General features: G+C 47.3%; 20 protein-coding genes. 10 read left to right on the forward strand and 10 right to left on the reverse strand.

What is annotated here, in order from left to right; all coding sequences use genetic code 11:
• The coding region (locus tag BLQ44_RS10120; protein WP_143004712.1) for a helix-turn-helix domain-containing protein at positions 1–383 on the reverse strand (383 nt) is incomplete at its 3' end.
• 293 nt (positions 384–676) lie between these two features.
• Between BLQ44_RS10120 and BLQ44_RS10125 the strand changes: the two genes are divergently transcribed.
• Both BLQ44_RS10125 and BLQ44_RS10130 read left to right on the forward strand, forming a co-directional pair.
• Complete coding sequence (locus tag BLQ44_RS10125; protein ID WP_093193991.1) at positions 677–823, forward strand: anti-repressor SinI family protein; 147 nt, start codon at positions 677–679, stop codon at positions 821–823.
• Between the two features lie 78 nt (positions 824–901).
• A complete protein-coding gene (locus BLQ44_RS10130) occupies positions 902–1,186 on the forward strand; it encodes a hypothetical protein (RefSeq protein WP_093193782.1) in 285 nt (94 codons plus the stop codon).
• 63 nt (positions 1,187–1,249) lie between these two features.
• On the opposite strand, the gene BLQ44_RS10135 is transcribed toward BLQ44_RS10130, so the two are convergent.
• From BLQ44_RS10135 to BLQ44_RS10170, 8 genes are all read right to left on the reverse strand, one after another.
• Complete coding sequence (locus BLQ44_RS10135) at positions 1,250–1,831, reverse strand: anthranilate synthase component II (protein ID WP_093193783.1); 582 nt, start codon at positions 1,829–1,831, stop codon at positions 1,250–1,252.
• Between the two features lie 37 nt (positions 1,832–1,868).
• A complete protein-coding gene (gene trpA / locus BLQ44_RS10140) occupies positions 1,869–2,675 on the reverse strand; it encodes a tryptophan synthase subunit alpha (RefSeq protein WP_093193784.1) in 807 nt (268 codons plus the stop codon).
• The gene (trpB, locus tag BLQ44_RS10145) at positions 2,672–3,859 is read right to left on the reverse strand and encodes a tryptophan synthase subunit beta (protein WP_093193785.1); all 1,188 of its coding nucleotides are present in this window, start codon (positions 3,857–3,859) and stop codon (positions 2,672–2,674) included. The genes trpA and trpB overlap by 4 nt, the downstream gene beginning before the upstream one ends.
• Positions 3,834–4,493, reverse strand: a complete 660-nt coding sequence (locus BLQ44_RS10150; protein WP_093193786.1) for a phosphoribosylanthranilate isomerase — start codon at positions 4,491–4,493, stop codon at positions 3,834–3,836. Before BLQ44_RS10150 ends, trpB begins: the two co-directional genes overlap by 26 nt.
• 2 nt (positions 4,494–4,495) lie before the next feature.
• Positions 4,496–5,254 (reverse strand): indole-3-glycerol phosphate synthase TrpC, encoded by a 759-nt coding sequence (gene trpC / locus BLQ44_RS10155; protein ID WP_093193787.1) that lies wholly within the window; start codon positions 5,252–5,254, stop codon positions 4,496–4,498.
• Entirely contained in the window at positions 5,244–6,263 is a 1,020-nt protein-coding gene (gene trpD / locus BLQ44_RS10160; protein ID WP_093193788.1) for an anthranilate phosphoribosyltransferase, read from the reverse strand. Before trpD ends, trpC begins: the two co-directional genes overlap by 11 nt.
• Entirely contained in the window at positions 6,260–7,747 is a 1,488-nt protein-coding gene (gene trpE, locus BLQ44_RS10165; RefSeq protein ID WP_093193789.1) for an anthranilate synthase component I, read from the reverse strand. The genes trpD and trpE overlap by 4 nt, the downstream gene beginning before the upstream one ends.
• 359 nt (positions 7,748–8,106) lie before the next feature.
• The gene (locus BLQ44_RS10170; protein WP_093193790.1) at positions 8,107–8,307 is read right to left on the reverse strand and encodes a hypothetical protein; all 201 of its coding nucleotides are present in this window, start codon (positions 8,305–8,307) and stop codon (positions 8,107–8,109) included.
• A gap of 122 nt (positions 8,308–8,429) precedes the next feature.
• Here BLQ44_RS10170 and BLQ44_RS10175 point away from each other — a divergent pair, with 122 nt between their 5' ends.
• The 5 genes from BLQ44_RS10175 (at position 8,430) to BLQ44_RS10195 (ending at position 11,908) form a co-directional block, all read left to right on the forward strand.
• On the forward strand, positions 8,430–9,008 hold the full coding sequence (locus BLQ44_RS10175; protein ID WP_093193791.1) for a TetR/AcrR family transcriptional regulator: 579 nt from the start codon (positions 8,430–8,432) through the stop codon (positions 9,006–9,008).
• A gap of 13 nt (positions 9,009–9,021) precedes the next feature.
• Positions 9,022–9,360: a DMT family transporter gene (locus BLQ44_RS10180; RefSeq protein ID WP_093193792.1), complete on the forward strand. Its 339-nt coding sequence runs from the start codon at positions 9,022–9,024 to the stop codon at positions 9,358–9,360.
• Entirely contained in the window at positions 9,360–9,674 is a 315-nt protein-coding gene (locus tag BLQ44_RS10185; RefSeq protein ID WP_093193793.1) for a DMT family transporter, read from the forward strand. Before BLQ44_RS10180 ends, BLQ44_RS10185 begins: the two co-directional genes overlap by 1 nt.
• Before the next feature lie 688 nt (positions 9,675–10,362).
• The gene (gene bshB2, locus BLQ44_RS10190; protein WP_093193794.1) at positions 10,363–11,049 is read left to right on the forward strand and encodes a bacillithiol biosynthesis deacetylase BshB2; all 687 of its coding nucleotides are present in this window, start codon (positions 10,363–10,365) and stop codon (positions 11,047–11,049) included.
• Between the two features lie 100 nt (positions 11,050–11,149).
• A complete protein-coding gene (locus BLQ44_RS10195; RefSeq protein ID WP_093193795.1) occupies positions 11,150–11,908 on the forward strand; it encodes a FixH family protein in 759 nt (252 codons plus the stop codon).
• A gap of 83 nt (positions 11,909–11,991) precedes the next feature.
• Here the strand turns inward: BLQ44_RS10195 and typA are convergent, their stop codons facing one another.
• On the reverse strand, positions 11,992–13,833 hold the full coding sequence (typA, locus tag BLQ44_RS10200) for a translational GTPase TypA (protein ID WP_093193796.1): 1,842 nt from the start codon (positions 13,831–13,833) through the stop codon (positions 11,992–11,994).
• 113 nt (positions 13,834–13,946) lie between these two features.
• On the opposite strand from typA, the gene BLQ44_RS10205 reads away from it, so the two are divergent.
• From BLQ44_RS10205 to BLQ44_RS10215, 3 genes are read left to right on the forward strand one after another with little or no spacing between them, the layout of a single operon-like run.
• Complete coding sequence (locus tag BLQ44_RS10205; RefSeq protein ID WP_093193797.1) at positions 13,947–14,864, forward strand: RluA family pseudouridine synthase; 918 nt, start codon at positions 13,947–13,949, stop codon at positions 14,862–14,864.
• Between the two features lie 56 nt (positions 14,865–14,920).
• Positions 14,921–15,874 carry a TIGR03571 family LLM class oxidoreductase gene (locus BLQ44_RS10210; protein WP_093193798.1) on the forward strand — a complete coding sequence of 318 codons (954 nt, stop codon included), beginning with the start codon at positions 14,921–14,923 and terminating at the stop codon, positions 15,872–15,874.
• The gene (locus BLQ44_RS10215; RefSeq protein WP_093193799.1) at positions 15,871–16,557 is read left to right on the forward strand and encodes a DUF5694 domain-containing protein; all 687 of its coding nucleotides are present in this window, start codon (positions 15,871–15,873) and stop codon (positions 16,555–16,557) included. Before BLQ44_RS10210 ends, BLQ44_RS10215 begins: the two co-directional genes overlap by 4 nt.
• Positions 16,558–16,562: the final 5 nt, after the last annotated feature.

A 16,562-nucleotide genomic window follows, 5' to 3' on the forward strand; every position in this document is an offset into this window, starting at 1 on the left:
AATTTGATCCTGTTTCCGACGACAGCGATGTTGCCATTCGTATGTTTCGTCGTATAGGATTGCACCGGGTTCTTTTTCGATTTGAAGCGTGGGGCTTCGGTTTGCTTTTTGAAGAAGCGCTGAAAACTGTCGGCCAAGTGCCGGACACTGGTCTGGACAGCGATACTGTCCACGTCTTTCAGCCAGGGACGTTCCTGTTTCAAAGCTGGCAGTTGTTTCGAACAGGCATGGTAAGACATCCCTTTGCCCGTTTCCCTGTAGGTCGTGTTCCATGTTTCGAGGAAATGATTGAAGACAAAGCGGGAGCAGCCGATTGTTTTCGCGATTTGTATCTCCTGCGTTTTATTCGGAAAGATACGGAACTTATATGCTTTGTGAATCATGTCGCTGCCCCCTTCCCCTAGCATGAATGCTTGATATAGGTATATACCCCAAAAACGGGAATATATGTTCGTTTTTTGTTTTAAAAAATACGTCGGACATCTGAGGCTATCAAAGACGCCTCCTCGTCCGAAGGCGATTCATCTCCCCCCTACGTCGTTGAGGAGGGAGTCTTCTTGCCTAAAGCTGATAAATATTCTACCAAAAAAATTCAGATAAATGCAATTATTTGTGTTTCTATTTTCCCAAAAAGGAGATATAATAAAAGCATCCTATAGAGTGGGGTGTGATATCTTTGAACAAGACGTTGGATGCACAATGGGTAGAGTTACTTAAAGAAGCCAGGAACATGGGGCTTGCTCCGGAAGAGATCAGAGCTTTTCTCACTATGTCGAACCTGGAGAATTCACCCAAGAGAAAAACGGCTAATCCCCTGAGTTAACAGCCGACCAGCGACATCCCCCACTCTCCCTATACTAAAATCACGAGATCTCCTATAATAGTTATAGGAGGTTTTTTAATGAACGAAAAGGACGAATGGATCATAAAGAAATACAAAGAAGAAGAAAAGATGATGATTCTGCTGTTCAGTCAGTGGTGTATCAATATAGGGGAAGATCCTGAGCATGTCTATCATCAGGCCTACCCTTACCAGGAGACGAACCCGCTGTTGAAGGAAGTTCTGCCGGAGACCCTCCCCCCTAAAGAAGCTGATTCCATACCTACTGAGGTGTTGCTTGATGCTTTGTCCGCTTTCGGTAATGAGGATCTTGCGTTTGTAGTAGCGGAATTGGATGGAAAATGATAGAGAAAAACCCGCTTTATTCCAGATCCCAGGCGAAGGATTTGAAACAAGGCGGGTTTTCTTTTAAGCCCCTACTGCTATATAAGCAGCAAGCATATTTTTGATCAATTGTTTCCCTTCCACCGTTCCGATGGATTCAGGGTGGAACTGCACACCTTCAAGCGGGTATTCTCTATGGCGGATTCCCATGATGACGCCTTCCGATGTGGCTGCTGTTATGTCGAAACAACGCGGAAGGGTGTGTAAATCGACGATGAGCGAATGATATCTCATCGCTGTGAGCGGCTTCGGTAAATTTTCATAAACCACCGAAGCATCGTGATCGATAGGGGAAGACTTTCCGTGCATCAGCTCATCTGCACGGATGATCTCTCCTCCGAAATGGTAGGCAAGCGCCTGGTGACCGAGGCACACACCGAAAATCGGAATATCCTTATAAAATGTGCCGATCACCTCTTGCGTGCGTTCCATCTTCTCCGGGGACTGGGGTCCTGGAGAAAGGATGATCAGGTCGGGAGAGAGTTGTTTAATTTCTTCTACCGTTACGTCATCGTGACGACGCACCGTGATATCCTCTCCCATTTCTCCTATATATTGAACCAGATTGTATGTGAAAGAATCATAATGATCGATCATATAAATCATCTCTGCTCAGCTCCTCTCTACTGCGGTCTTAAATCACTTAAGCCTGAACAAGTTCGTTTACTTCATCCGAAAAATGACGTAACCCTTCCTGTTCATCCCCGCTTTTCTCAACCTCTAAACTCGATTCAATCAATTTCACGATTTTACTTCCGATGATGAAGCCATCCGCATGCTTTCGCATCAGCTGAACCTGATCATTGGAGGAAATACCGAATCCTACTGCTACCGGCACGCTGCTGTGCTCTTTCACTTTCTCGATGAAAGACAACGTCTCAGGTGCCATCTCTTTTCTCTCCCCTGTGACTCCCAGGCTCGATACGCAATACAGAAATCCTCGGGCCTGTTCTGCAATCCTCTTGATCCGTTCCTCGGAGGTAGGGGCTACAAGGGAAATAAGCTCGATATCCTTTTCTTTCGTTCTTTCATTCAGATCTTCACTTTCTTCGAGCGGGAGGTCAGGAATCAGCAGCCCTTCCACCCCGTTTTCCTCAAGCGCATCGATAAACGCCTCATGGCCATATTGCAACACGGGATTGTAATAGGTGAAAATGACCACAGGAATATTGAGGCCTGCCTTTCTCAGCTCAGGCACCATTTCTACCGCTTTACGAAGAGACATCCCGGCATCCAGCGCACGTCTTGCGGCTTTTTGGATCACCGGTCCATCTGCGAGCGGGTCTGAGTAAGGGACACCGAGTTCAAGAACATCGGCTCCCGCTTCCTGAAGGCGAAGCGCGTATTGAATCGTTTTGTCCGGATGAGGATCCCCTGCGACGATGAATGGGATGAACAAGTCTTTCTGTTTCGTCAGTTTCCCCTGAAATAGTGTTTGCTGTTTCATCATTGCAGTCCCTCCTCTGTGAAATGTTCCATGAGGGTCGCCATATCTTTATCCCCACGCCCGGATACATTAATGACAATCGCCTGGTCCTTCGACATCTCTTTCGCTTCTTTGATCGCCTGAGCAATGGCATGAGCGGACTCGATAGCAGGGATGATACCCTCTGCGCGGGACATCCGCTTCACAGCATCCAGAGCTTCATCGTCCGTAATCGATTCATACCGGACACGCTTCGTCTTGAAAAGATTCGCGTGTTCCGGACCGATGCCCGGATAGTCGAGCCCTGCCGAAATGGAATACGGTTCGACTATCTGGCCGTTCTCATCCTGCATCAGATAAGTGAGAGAACCATGGATGACTCCCGGTGTCCCTTTTGTGAGAGTAGCGGCATGTTCAGGCGTATCCACGCCTTTACCGGCTGCCTCGATGCCCACAAGCTCCACCTCATCTTCGAGAAACGGATAGAACATACCGATGGCATTACTTCCTCCCCCGACACAGGCATAAATCCGGTCGATGTCACGCGTCATCTGTTCTTTGGTTTCATCCCCGATGATACGCTGGAAATTCCGGACCATTCTAGGGTAAGGGTGTGGACCTACGACCGAACCGATCAAATAGAAGTGATCTTCACAATTCGCCACCCAGTAGCGGATCGCTTCATTCGTCGCATCTTTCAACGTTCCATTCCCGCTTGAAACGGAGATGACTTCTGCCCCGAGAAGTTTCATCCGGAACACGTTGAGTTCCTGCCTGCGAATGTCTTCTTCTCCCATAAATACTTTACAGGATAGTCCAAGCTTCGCTGCAACAGTGGCAGAGGCTACACCGTGCTGACCGGCTCCGGTTTCAGCGATGATTTTGTCTTTTCCCATACGTTTGGCAAGAAGGGCCTGGCCGATTGCATTATTAAGCTTATGAGCACCTGTGTGAAGCAGGTCTTCACGTTTAAGATAAATTTCCGCCCCACCCAGTTCCTTCGTAAGCTTATCCGCATAGGTAAGCGGCGTCGGACGTCCGGCATATTCTTTCAATTCCTCATTGTATTGTTTCAGGAAATCTTCATCCTGCATCGCTTCATCAAGCGCGCTCTCGAGCTCCTCTAAAGGGGCCATCAGTGTTTCCGGAACGTATTTGCCACCGAAATCACCATATCTTCCTTTATGATTTGGCATACTTGTAAGCATGGCCCACCACCTCTTTCGTTATCAGTTGAATTTTATGAAAGTCTTTCTCCCCGTCTGTTTCGATGCCACTGGAAACATCGATTCCTTCAGGCTTATGAGTCATCAACTCTTTGATATTCGAAGGATTGACACCCCCGGCCATCAGGCAAGGCACATTCTGTTTGTTCGCTTCTTCCTTATAACGGGGGATGGCTTCCCAGTCGAACGTCACCCCTGTGCCTCCGTAGGCACCTTTCACTTTCGAATCGATGATGAATCCTTCAGCCACTCCACTGAACAGGCGCATGATGGACAGCCCATCCTGATTGTGGTGAATCGCCTTCCATACAGGCATAGGGAACGACTCTTTTATTTTAAGAAGTTCTGATACGGTTTCGTTCCCATGAAGCTGAATCACGTCAAGCGGTACGAAACGAAGTACCTCATCTATTTCATCGATCGTCGGATTGACGAAAACCCCGACCAGCTTTTGAGAAGGACGGATACGTTTCACCCATTTCCCGATTTTCTCCGGGAATACGTAACGTCCCGCTGACTTAACAAAAATAAAGCCCAGGTGAGTGGCGTTTGAGAACGCCCCTTTCTCGATGTCCGATTCTGTCTGATTTCCGCAAAGCTTGATCAATGGTTCCATGCTCAGTCATCCTCCTTCAATAGTTGGCGCACCGCTTTCTCTACATCATTCTGTCGCATCAAAGATTCACCGACGAGCACTGCTTCTGCTCCTGACTCTCTTACTTTTTTTACATCTTCATTCGTATAGATTCCGCTCTCTGAAACGAGAAGAGCCTCCTCGGGCACAGAAGCGGCGATTTCGGCTGTCTGTTCGAGCGTCGTGTGGAAGGTGTTCAAGTCGCGATTGTTCACTCCGATCACTTCCGGAGTGAATATATCCAGAATACGCTCCAAAGTTTCAAGCGCATGGACTTCGACAAGCACTTCCATACCAAGACGATAAGCTTCATCGTAGAGTTCCTTCAATTTCTCCGCCTCGAGCGCCTCTCCGATAAGCAGGATCGCATCCGCTCCGATTTCCCTGCTTTCCTGGACTTGAAGCGAATCGATGATAAAATCCTTCCTCATGACCGGCAAAGAGACGTGTCGTTTGATCTCCGTCAAATAGTCGGGCGATCCCTGGAAGAAAGAACGATCCGTCAAGACGGAAATAGCCCTGGCGCCACCTCTTTCGTAAGCTTCCGCAATGGCTACCGGATCAAAATCTTCCCGGATGATGCCTTTCGAAGGAGAGGCCTTCTTCACTTCGGCAATCAACCCTGCCGGAACTCCCTGTCGCAAAGATGCAGCAAAAGGAGTCGCTTTCTCTCTTTCCTTCGTGCCGTATGGGGTCAGCTGACTTATTTCTTCTCTTTTGACGTCCAGTATTTTAGTTAGCATACGTTCCGTTCTCCTTCGTGAGCTGTTGATAGTAGCTTTCGATCTTCCGGCTTTCGATCGCCTGTTTCACCTGTTCAACGCCATCCGCAATGCTCTCCGCGCCACCTGCCACATACAATCCTGCGCCTGCATTCATCACGGCGATGGACTGAGCCGCTTCCGGTGCTTCTCCTTCAAGGACCTTCCTTATCAGTTCAGCACTTTCCTTTGAAGATTCGATCTGCACTTCTTCTATAGGAAATGTGTGATACCCGAAATCCTGAGGATGAACGGTGAACCTTCTGATCTCCCCATCCTTCAACTCTACGATATCCGTCTTACCGGTGATGGTAATCTCGTCGAGCCCATCCTGGCCAGTGACGAACAACACATGGTCTGAGCCCAGCTGTTTCAGGGCTTCCGCCATTTTTTCGGCATAGTTCGTGTCGTAAACACCCATCAACTGCCGTTTCGCGTTCGCGGGGTTACACATCGGGCCGAGAAAATTGAACACTGTACGGAAACCAAGTTCTTTCCGCGCGGGAGCTGCATGTTTCATCGCCGGATGATAAACCGGGGCATACAAAAACGTAAGTCCCTGTTCTTCTATCCGCTTCGCTCCGTCTTCCGGCGTCGACTCGATCTGAATACCGAGTGTCTCGACAACATCTGCACTTCCACTAGTGGAAGAAACTTTACGGTTCCCGTGCTTCGCAACCTTCGCCCCCATTCCGGCCAACATAATGGAAACAGCTGTCGAAATATTATAGGTCGACGCTCCGTCCCCTCCTGTGCCGCAAGTATCGACAAGGTCCGAATCCGGCAAAGGGAAATCTCTCATGTGTTCACGCATGGCTCTGGCGAAGCCAGTAATTTCACTTGCCGTTTCCCCCCGATATCGCATCAGGCTAAGTAGACTCGCCAATTGCGCGGTCGTTACCTCTCCATTCATAATTTCATTCATCAGGTCGAATGCTTCCTGTTCTGTGAATACGTGTCCTTCTACGGCTTTTGTTACGTATTGATTCATTCTGTCTCCACTCCTTCTCGGCTCGTCTCGAATGCCTGCTCAGCTACAGCAAGTGCATACTTCAGTGCACTGGCCTTATTTACCGTTTCCTGGTATTCCCCTTCTGGATCGGAATCTGCCACAACTCCGGCTCCCGCCTGAATGTACACCTGATCTCCCACTTTCGTCATCGTACGGATGGCGATACAGGAATCAAGGTCCCCGTCCAGTCCGAAATAGACGATACCTCCCCCGTAAATATGTCGAGGCGTCGGTTCCAACTCTCTGAGAATCTGCATGGCTCTTACTTTCGGCGCTCCTGATAGGGTTCCAGCCGGAAAGGCAGCCATCAGGGCATCTACAGAAGAGACGTCTTCCTTTATCTCCCCCGTCACCTTGCTTATGATGTGCATCACTTTAGCGAAGAGGCCGATTGTCATATAGTCGTGCACCTGGACCGTGCCGTATTTCGCTACTCTTCCGACGTCGTTCCTGGCAAGATCGACAAGCATACGGTGTTCTGCCTGTTCTTTCTCATCCGCAAGCAACTCCTCGGCAAGAGCACGGTCTTCTTCTTCCGTTTCTCCACGTTTCCTCGTGCCTGCGATGGGGTGGATTTCAAGTTGCCCTTTCTCCACGCGCAAGAGCCGCTCAGGTGAACTTCCAATCACCTCGATGTTACGGAACTTCAGGTAAAACATATAAGGAGAAGGATTGACCTTCCTTAATACCCGGTACAACTCGAAGCCCGATTTCGTCGTCTTCGCCTCGAATCGCTGTGATAAAACCGCCTGGAAAATGTCGCCGGCCTTGATATATTCCTGGATGCTCCGGACATCCCCCAGAAATTTCTCTTTCTCATAGTTACTTTCGAGTTCCACTTCTACCGGAGCAGTCGATTCATCGATCAAAAATTCCGGAAGATAACTCCCTTTCAGAATCCTCCGCTTCACTTTCGCTATGCGTTCTTTCGCATCGCTGTAGGATTTCTTCTGATCTTTCCCATCGGCAAAAGAAATGATCGACGTTTTTTCTGTGCGATGGTTATGAGCGACGATGGTGCGACAAAAAACGAAACGATAGTTCGTCTGTTCGTTATCCACCGGAGCTACCGGTTCAAAATCGGAAATGGCATCGTATGCCACGTAACCGACACAGCCGCCCTTGAAAGGAAGAGGGATTTCCGGAATCTTCACCTTCAACTGTTCAAGCAGGCCTTCGTACGCTTCTTTAAGCGACGGATAAGCGACCGTATTGCCGGATTCTATCGACTCTACGAGGAAGTCTCCTTCTTCCTGATAGATCGAATAACTGGGATCGAGACCGATGAAAGAATAATTCGACCAGTCCGACTGGCGATCTCCACTCTCGAGCATATACACTGCTTCCTCTTCGAGCGCAGCGAACATGTGGATGGGAGTAAGGGTGTCTGTAGTGAATGTGTCTGTAACGGGAATTGTAAGATACTTCTGGGCATCTTCTTGAAATGATTCGAACGTAGTCAATTGGCTCACCTCTCCATAATGAATAGGATGGAGAATGAGATAATGAGGGATGTTAGAGAGGTAGTAAAGGAAGATATGACATGGCCTTTAGACGGCTCCTTACGTCCGTCGTTTTCCATGTTCTCTCAGCTCTCCTGATTCTCGGCTCATCTACTCTCATTCCCGACCTCAAAATATAACTTTCGAACAGTTTATAAAATTCAGAAGTAAAAGTCAAGGAACCTGGCGACTAAGGTAGTCTGCTGTTTGTCTGATTATTCTGTCAACCACGGAAAAGGAAGCGCTATCACAAAAAAAGAACGGGAAACCCCGTTCTTCGTTAATAAGTAACCAATGATTTAAATTGTGAATGCTCAGAATTAGGTCAGCATTTCTTCATCCCGGTCCACTTCCACGTTTCGAATGTTACCCAAGTCGTCGAAATCGATGTATAGAGTCTCTCCCGGTTCTACAAATGCTTCCAACCGTTCCCGTAACACCAAAACTTCATCAGATTCCGCGTCTTCCTGAACGAGTACAGCAAATTCTTGTTGGAATCGATCGAGCTTGTAACGGTTCATAACCTACTCCTTCCTTTTAGATGCTCATACCCGAATTTTGTCGAACCTAAACAATCTTGACCGGAATTCGACTAACATGCTAAGATAGACTAACAACCGTTAGTTAGTTTTGGAGGGATAACGTGACGCAGGACAGAATCATTCAAATCAGTATCGACTTATTCGCAGACTCGGGGTATCAGAATACCAGTCTTTCCGATATAGCCGAAGGTGTCGGCATCAAGAAACCGTCTCTTTATAATCATTTCGACAGTAAGGAGGCTATTTTTCTGGCCGCATTGGAAGAAGTGAAGAATAGAGTGGTCCAGGTGATCCATCAGGAAATCACCTATTCCGACAAGGAAACGACAGAGCAAAAGTTACAGCAGATTTTTGATAAGTATACCGAATTGATGACGGATTCCACCGAGGGGCAGCTATTCAAACGACTGACATTTTTTCCTCCAGAGGAATTTGCCGAAGAAATCAAACAGGTGTTTTTAAGAGTAGAAGAAGAAATTACCGCAACCATCACTCCCGTACTCGAGGAAGGTATGAACAAGAATCACATACGTCCATGGAAAATCGGCACATTACTGACCGCCTTCCACACAATGATGGATGGGTTGTTTCTTGAGGAACATTATTATGGAAAAAACGTGCTTTCGGAACGCAAAAAGGCGTCCTGGGAGGTATTTTGGTCCGGAATAAGCGCGACGTAAGGAGGGACGCACCATGGCATGGATGATTATAGGTGCTATGTTTGAAATATTATGGGCTATCGGTCTGAAACTTTCAGAGGGTTTTACGGATCCTTTCTACTCCGTGTTGACCGTTATCTGTATTCTGATCAGTTTCGCTTTCTTCACGAAGGCACTCACAGTCGTAGATATAAGTACAGGCTACGCCATCTTTACAGGAATCGGAGCTGCCGGGACCGCTGTGGCGGGGATGATTCTTCTCGGAGATGCGTTCGACCTGAAGAAAGTGTTTTTCATTCTGCTTCTCATTACGGGAGTCATAGGGTTGAAGCTTTCCTCGGAAGATCATTACGTGAAGGAGGAGGTGTCGTAATGGCATGGATGTTTTTGATGGTCGCAGGGATCGGTGAAATTTCGGCGATGTTCTTTTTGAAAATGTCGGAGGGGTTCAAACGGCTCCTCCCTTCTCTTCTTGCTTTAGTGGCCGGAGGAATGAGCTTTTACTTTCTTTCCCTATCTCTCCGTGATCTGCCTATAGGTACCGCTTATGGCATATGGACAGGAATCGGGTCAGCAGGGACCGTAATGCTCGGAATTCTGTTTTTTAAAGAACCCGTCACCAGGAAACGCATACTTTTCCTCTGCTGCATCATTTCCGGCATTATAGGATTGAAATTAGTGTCGTAATTCCTGTAGGATAGATGGTGAGCATTTTTTTGTTGGGGGAACAAAAATGAAGAAAGTCTTACTCGTCCTGTTTATGATGATCATTTTCGTTTTTGGTATGATCGGCTATACCAATATCGATTCACCACCATCTGTAAACGACGAACAAACAGAATCGTTCAACTAAGGCCTGTCTGCTTTCAGACGGGTCTTTTTTTGTAAGATCAGACTGCATCGAAATCGTCTGTTTATATATATGCGACGGTTTTAAAGCTTACGTTCCAGAAAGTGTCGCATAACAATTGTTATCCGACACTTTCTGATCAAAAGAAATCAATAACATTCTATATTGCTTTTTATAAGGTGTTTTTGCTCATCAGATTTTGGAAAATCATCTTATAAATTCGTCCTGCTCCCTCCGGAACAACTTCTAAGCGGACTTCTCCGCTTTCCCTCCATATCCAGGTACATTACCCAGAAACCCGAGCCATAAGCGGGGTGATTCCACATTTATCATCTCTAGCTATAAAGTCCAGAAGTCCGTAACATAAGTGGGCAGCTCCGTTTCGGAGAAGAACATCCGAAAGCAGAGCTGCCCACTTATGTTAGAACTTCTAAGCGGACTTTTCCGCTTTCAATTTGAGCATATGGATTTTCATCCGTCCCCCCATCACTCATAATAATAGGTAGGTAAAGGAGGCAGAGTTTTATGATTAAAAATGAAAAAGGTGTATTGGTGATTTTTCCGCACCCGGATGATGAAGCTTTCGGCGTCAGCGGGACTATATCTTCTTATATCAACCAGGGGACGCCGGTTACTTACGCCTGTCTGACTCTGGGTGAGATGGGTAGAAACCTCGGGAATCCCCCATTCGCTACCAGGGAATCTCTCCCTGAAATAAGAAAACGTGAACTGGAGCAAGCAGCAGAAGCGATGGGACTTACAGACCTTCGGATGATGGGATATCGGGATAAGACACTTGAGTTCGAAGATGAAGATAAGTTGAAGAATCTGGTCACAGAACTTCTGGAAGAACTCTCCCCTTCTCTCGTCATCAGCTTCTATCCTGGCTTCGCCGTTCATCCGGATCACGAAGCTACAGCACGGGCTGTGGTCAGAGCTATCCGAGAAAAGAATGAAGAAGAAAGACCTGCCCTGTATGCTCTCGCTTTCGCTAATGATACAGAGGAAAAGTTAGGGCAACCTGATATTGTGCACGATATCAAAGAAGTCCAGGAACAAAAGTTGAATGCTTTGAAAGCTCACGATTCACAAACTTCCCAGCTTCTTCATGATCTGGAAGAAGGAGTTCGCACCGGTAATCCCGAAGCATTGAAATGGGTGACACGTGAACAATTCTACACTTACAAGTGGGAGCACGATTCCGTAGACTGATCCTTTCCAAGGGGATCAGTTTTTTTACGGAATGTTCACAGACGAATGAATGAAAGCGTGATATGCTTGAGAAGATAGATTTAAAAAGGAGTGAATAATCATGATGAGAAAGGTACTTCCTTTTCTTTTATTCATAGTACTACTGGCCGCATGCGGGTCCACTGATTCCGAAGAAAACACTTCTTCTTCCCAGGCAGCAGAAGGAGAGCAGGAAGAAATGGCAGCTGCCCCTGTCGATGTAGAAATAGAACTCCCTGAACAGCCTCTTCCTCTCAAGAAGAACGTCGATATTTTCGCTAATGTAACGCAGGGCGAGGAACCTGTGAATGATGCAGAGTACGTAGAGTTTGAAATATGGCACACCGAAGACGGACAGGAATCCTCTGAAAAAATCCAGGCCGTCCAATCAGGAGAAGGCAGTTATACCATCCAATACAATTTCTCAAAAAGCGGTTCCTACCAGGTCATCGCCCACACCCAGGCAAGAGGTCTGCATACCATGCCACAAATGGAAGTGATGGTCGAAGGGAAGGAAGAATCAAGTGAAGGACACTCCCATTCTCATACTTCCACCCCTTTCGAAGTATCCCTTGAACACAAAGAAGCAGAAGAAGGGACAGTTCTCACAACCACCATCAAGAAAGACGGTACAGCTTTTGAACAGGCAGAAGTCACCTTCGAAATCTTCAGTGACCAATCAGAGAAACACGAATATGTAGACGCTGAAGAAACAGAAGCCGGCATCTACCAAGCTACACACTCTTTCTCATCAGATGGAACGTATAACGTCCAGGTCCATTTCGAAAAACCGGATGAAGAGATTCATCAGCATAAGAAGAAAGAAATCACTATTCCGTAATCACAAGACGGTCGACCTTCCTATCGGGCATAAGCAAAAAAAGAGCCGGAGACTTTAAAAAGTCCCGGCTCTTTCCTTATGCTTTATTCGTCAGCGTTTTGAAGCTTGTTCTTCTTAGCTGCACGTTCCCGCGCACCTTTTTCAAGAATCTTTTTACGCAAGCGTACAGATTCCGGAGTAACTTCACAATACTCATCATCATCCAGGTACTCGATCGCTTCCTCAAGCGTGAGGTCGCGTGTTTTCTTGATCGTATTCGTCGTATCTTTGGTTGCTGAACGCACGTTAGTCAAGTGCTTCTCTTTCGTGATGTTGACTGCAAGATCGTTTTCACGTACGTGCTCTCCGACGATCATACCTTCATACACTTCTGTAGTAGGCTCGACGAAAATAGTACCTCTGTCTTCAAGACCCATAATACCATAGGTAGTCGCTTTTCCTTGTTCCTGTGAAACAAGCACACCACTACGACGGCCGCCGACATTTCCTTTTTGAAGCGGCGCATATCCATCGAATGTGTGGTTCAGAATACCATATCCGCGAGTCTGCGTCATGAATTCTGTAGAATACCCGATCAGGCCACGGGAAGGTACAAGAAACTCAAGGCGGACCTGGCCATTTCCGTCGTTGACCATGTCCTGCATTTCACCTTTACGCATACCGAGGGATTCCATAACAGCACCCTGGTATTCTTCAGGTGTATCCACCTGAACGCGCTCCATCGGTTCACACTTCACACCATCGATTTCTTTGATGATTACTTTCGGTTTTGAAAGCTGAAGCTCGAACCCTTCCCGGCGCATGTTCTCGACAAGGATGGACAGGTGCAATTCTCCACGTCCGGAAACAGTGAAAGCATCCGGAGACTCTGTAGGCTCTACACGTAGACTGACATCTGTCTCCAGTTGCGTAAGAAGACGTTCTTCAATCTGGCGAGCCGTCACGTATTTACCTTCCCTACCGGCAAATGGACTGTTGTTTACAAGGAACGTCATCTGCAGGGTAGGTTCGTCAATGCGTGGAATTTCCATAGCCACCTGATGATCTTTCGACGTGACTGTTTCTCCCACGTTAATGTCTTCAAGGCCGGCCAGTGCGATAATATCTCCGGCTTTCGCTTCTTCGATTTCCACCCGCTTGAGGCCGATGAAACCGAATAGCTTGGAAATCCGGAAATTCTTCACAGAACCATCTTTCTTCATCAGGGATACGTTATCGCCGACTTTGAGCGACCCTTGGAATACACGGCCAACCCCGATACGTCCAAGGTAATCGTTATAATCCAGTAGCGTTACCTGGAACTGAAGCGGTTCATCTTTCGTATCCTGTGGTGCCGGGATGTTGTTCATGATCAGATTGAAGATCGGTTCCATCGTTTCTGACTGATCATCTGCTCCTTCTCCGGACGTACCGTTCAGCGCGGAAGCTGCAACAACCGGGAATTCAAGCTGCTCATCATCAGCTCCTAGCTCAATGAAAAGGTCAAGAACTTCATCGACGACTTCGTTCGGGCGGGCATTCGGGCGATCGATTTTGTTCAATACTACGACAGGCGTCAATTTCTGTTCCAGCGCTTTTTTCAAAACGAAGCGTGTCTGTGGCATGCAGCCTTCATAAGCATCCACGACCAGTAGAACACCATCTACCATTTTCAAGATACGTTCCACTTCTCCGCCGAAATCGGCGTGTCCTGGAGTATCGAGAATGTTGATTCGTGAATCTCCATATTGAACGGCTGTATTCTTGGATAAAATGGTGATGCCGCGTTCTTTCTCCAAATCATTGGAGTCCATGGCTCTTTCATCCACGTTTTCGTTTGAGCGGAATGTTCCTGAATAACGTAACAATTGGTCTACTAACGTCGTTTTTCCGTGGTCGACGTGTGCAATAATAGCTATATTGCGAATATCTTCTCTAAGTTGCACGGTGATAACACCTCTTTCTACTCGATTCAATTTCAACCTATCAATTATAACATAAATTAGACATATTACAACAAACTAGCTACAATGGATGCAAACCAGGGAGGGGACAACCGATGAGAAGGCGATATGAATGGCTTTATACGATGATTCCGAAAAGTTGGGAAGGCCTGACGATAGAGAAAGTGATGAAGCGAAAATGGAAACTCCCCCGGAAATTGCGTCATGATTTCCGATCGGGCGGAAAAGTCCTCCTGAACGGGGAGCATCCTCACTGGAAGACCGCAGTCGTTCATGAAGGAGATGAGCTTGGACTTCGATTGTTCGAGCCTTCCACGGTTCGTATTCCGGCTGTGGATATGAATCTCGAAGTGCTTTTTGAAGACGATCATCTTCTGGTTGTGAATAAGCCGGCGGGTGTGTTCACACATCCGAACGGAGCAGAGGATGGAGCCACTCTATGGAACGGAGTCGCTTATTATTCTGAGCAACAATCCCTTCCTGTATTACCGAAATACATCCATCGTCTGGACCGGCATACATCTGGAGCTGTGCTTTTCGGAAAACACGACCTCGCCATTGCAACACTCGGAGAAATGATGAAAAAGAGACGGATCACCAGAACGTATATAGCAAAAGTACATGGAACGATGGAAGAAGACGAAGGACGGATCGACTCCCCTATCGACAAAGATCCCGCACATACGACGAAACGGAGAGTAGACGAAAACGGGAAACAAGCTGTGACTAATTACTCCGTACTTTACAGAGACGATGAGCATACGCTGATCCGACTTCATCTTGAAACCGGCCGGACTCACCAGATAAGAGTTCACTTGAGCAGTATCGGGCATCCTCTTCTCGGAGATTCCCTTTACGGAGGCAGCGGAGATCAGCAGGGACGCCAGGCTCTTCATGCCGCTTCTCTTTCGTTCGTTCACCCTTTTACAGAAGAAAGCATCACCTGCTACGCTTCCGTCGAGACCTCCCCTTTTTTCGAAGAGGAAGACCTTTCCTTCCTTAAATCGAATTAGTGGGCATCGATCCCGTCCTTCCCTATAATTAGAAGCACGAAAGGAGCGATCCTAAAATGAATGGACATAAAGGATTTTCATCCATGTTTCAGGAAGGACGATTGACCCTGGGTTTGAACATACCTATCGAAGCTCATGGCAGTAATGTCCCAACGCTGGAACATCAAATCGAAAGAGCTCAATTGGCAGAAGCGGCCGGCTTCTCTTGTCTCTGGTTCCAGGACGTTGTATTGGAAGATCCTACCTTCGAAGATCCTGCAACCGGTCAGATTCTCGATAGCCTCACCTACCTTACATATCTCGGGGCGCACACTTCTACCATAAACCTCGGTACTGCAGCTGTCGTCACGCCTTTGAGACATCCGTTACGGCTGGCGAAAGAAGTCGCCAGTATCGAACGACTTTTTCCCGAAAGACTGATGCTTGGAATATCTTCCGGTGACCGTCGCAAAGACTTCGAAGGATTGAATGTGCCCATCATGGAACGCGGCAGGCTTTTCCGGGAAGCGTTCGACTATTTTAATGACGTGATAAGCGAGGAATTCCCTTCTGTTGAATCACCGATGGGGAAGATCGATAAATCGAACCTTGTACCAAAGCCTACGTCACGCATCCCCTTACTGATGACCGGGTACTGTCAGCAAACGTTCGACTGGATCGCAGAGCACGGAGATGGATGGATGTTCTATCCCCAACCCCCTGAGAAACAGAAAGAAGTGATCAACTCGTACAGGGAGAAAGCCGCGGCTTTTCATCCAGAAGTCTTCCGCCCGTTCATCATGCCTTTGCCTATACAGCTTTCTGAGGATAAAGATGCCCCTCTGTCTAAAATTCCAGCCGGATACCGGGGTGGTCGTCAAGCCATCACTGACATACTTCGGGAGTACAGAGACATTGGTGTGAATCACATCATGTTCAATCTTTCTAAAAGCGAACGTCCGGTCGAAGAAGTGATTGACGAGTTCAAAGAATTCATCATCCCGTCCCTAAGAAAGGATAAAGAAGTATGAGCCATCTACTACTATTAGGAATACCGAACTTCGCAGTACACACGCATCTCGTCCAGGAAGATCGTCTCTCTTCCCTCGCTGAGTCGTTCGCATCCTTCGAACCTACTGCCATAGCAATCGAGAAAAACTACTACGTGGAAGAGGAAATCAATAAACAGTTACAAGCCTATATCAACAGTGATGCTACCCTGGCTTATGACGCCATGGAACAGTTCGCTTTTCGGACAGCCACAAAAGCGGACATTCCCGCTCTGCATATGGTGGATGAAGTGGTGGACATGTCGAACCCTTCTCTCGATCAGGTATTTTCATGGGCCGAGGAATATCAACCCGCCTTATTAAAAGAAATCATCACAATCAAACAAGAGGCGGATCGGTGGCGACAGGAGGACTCTTTGCCGAACTATCTGAAACATACCAACAGCAAAGCGTACATCAGTCTCGTTCAGAACCTGCATGCGTCCCTGAACATCGTCGGAGACCGTCATCATCAAGTCGGAACGTCCTGGTTGAAACAATTGTATGAAAAAAACCTGGCTGTGGCTGCCAATATAGAACGACTGAGCAGTAAGGAAGAAAGGATCATCGTTTTTGTAGGAGAAGAATCCCTCCCCGTCCTGACCCATTTATTAAATCAAAGCGGACGTACCATTCTTGAAGCCCCTTCCTCCTATTTGACGTAAAAAAA

The organism is Salimicrobium halophilum (assembly GCF_900100295.1).
GTDB lineage: Bacteria > Bacillota > Bacilli > Bacillales > Halobacillaceae > Salimicrobium > Salimicrobium halophilum.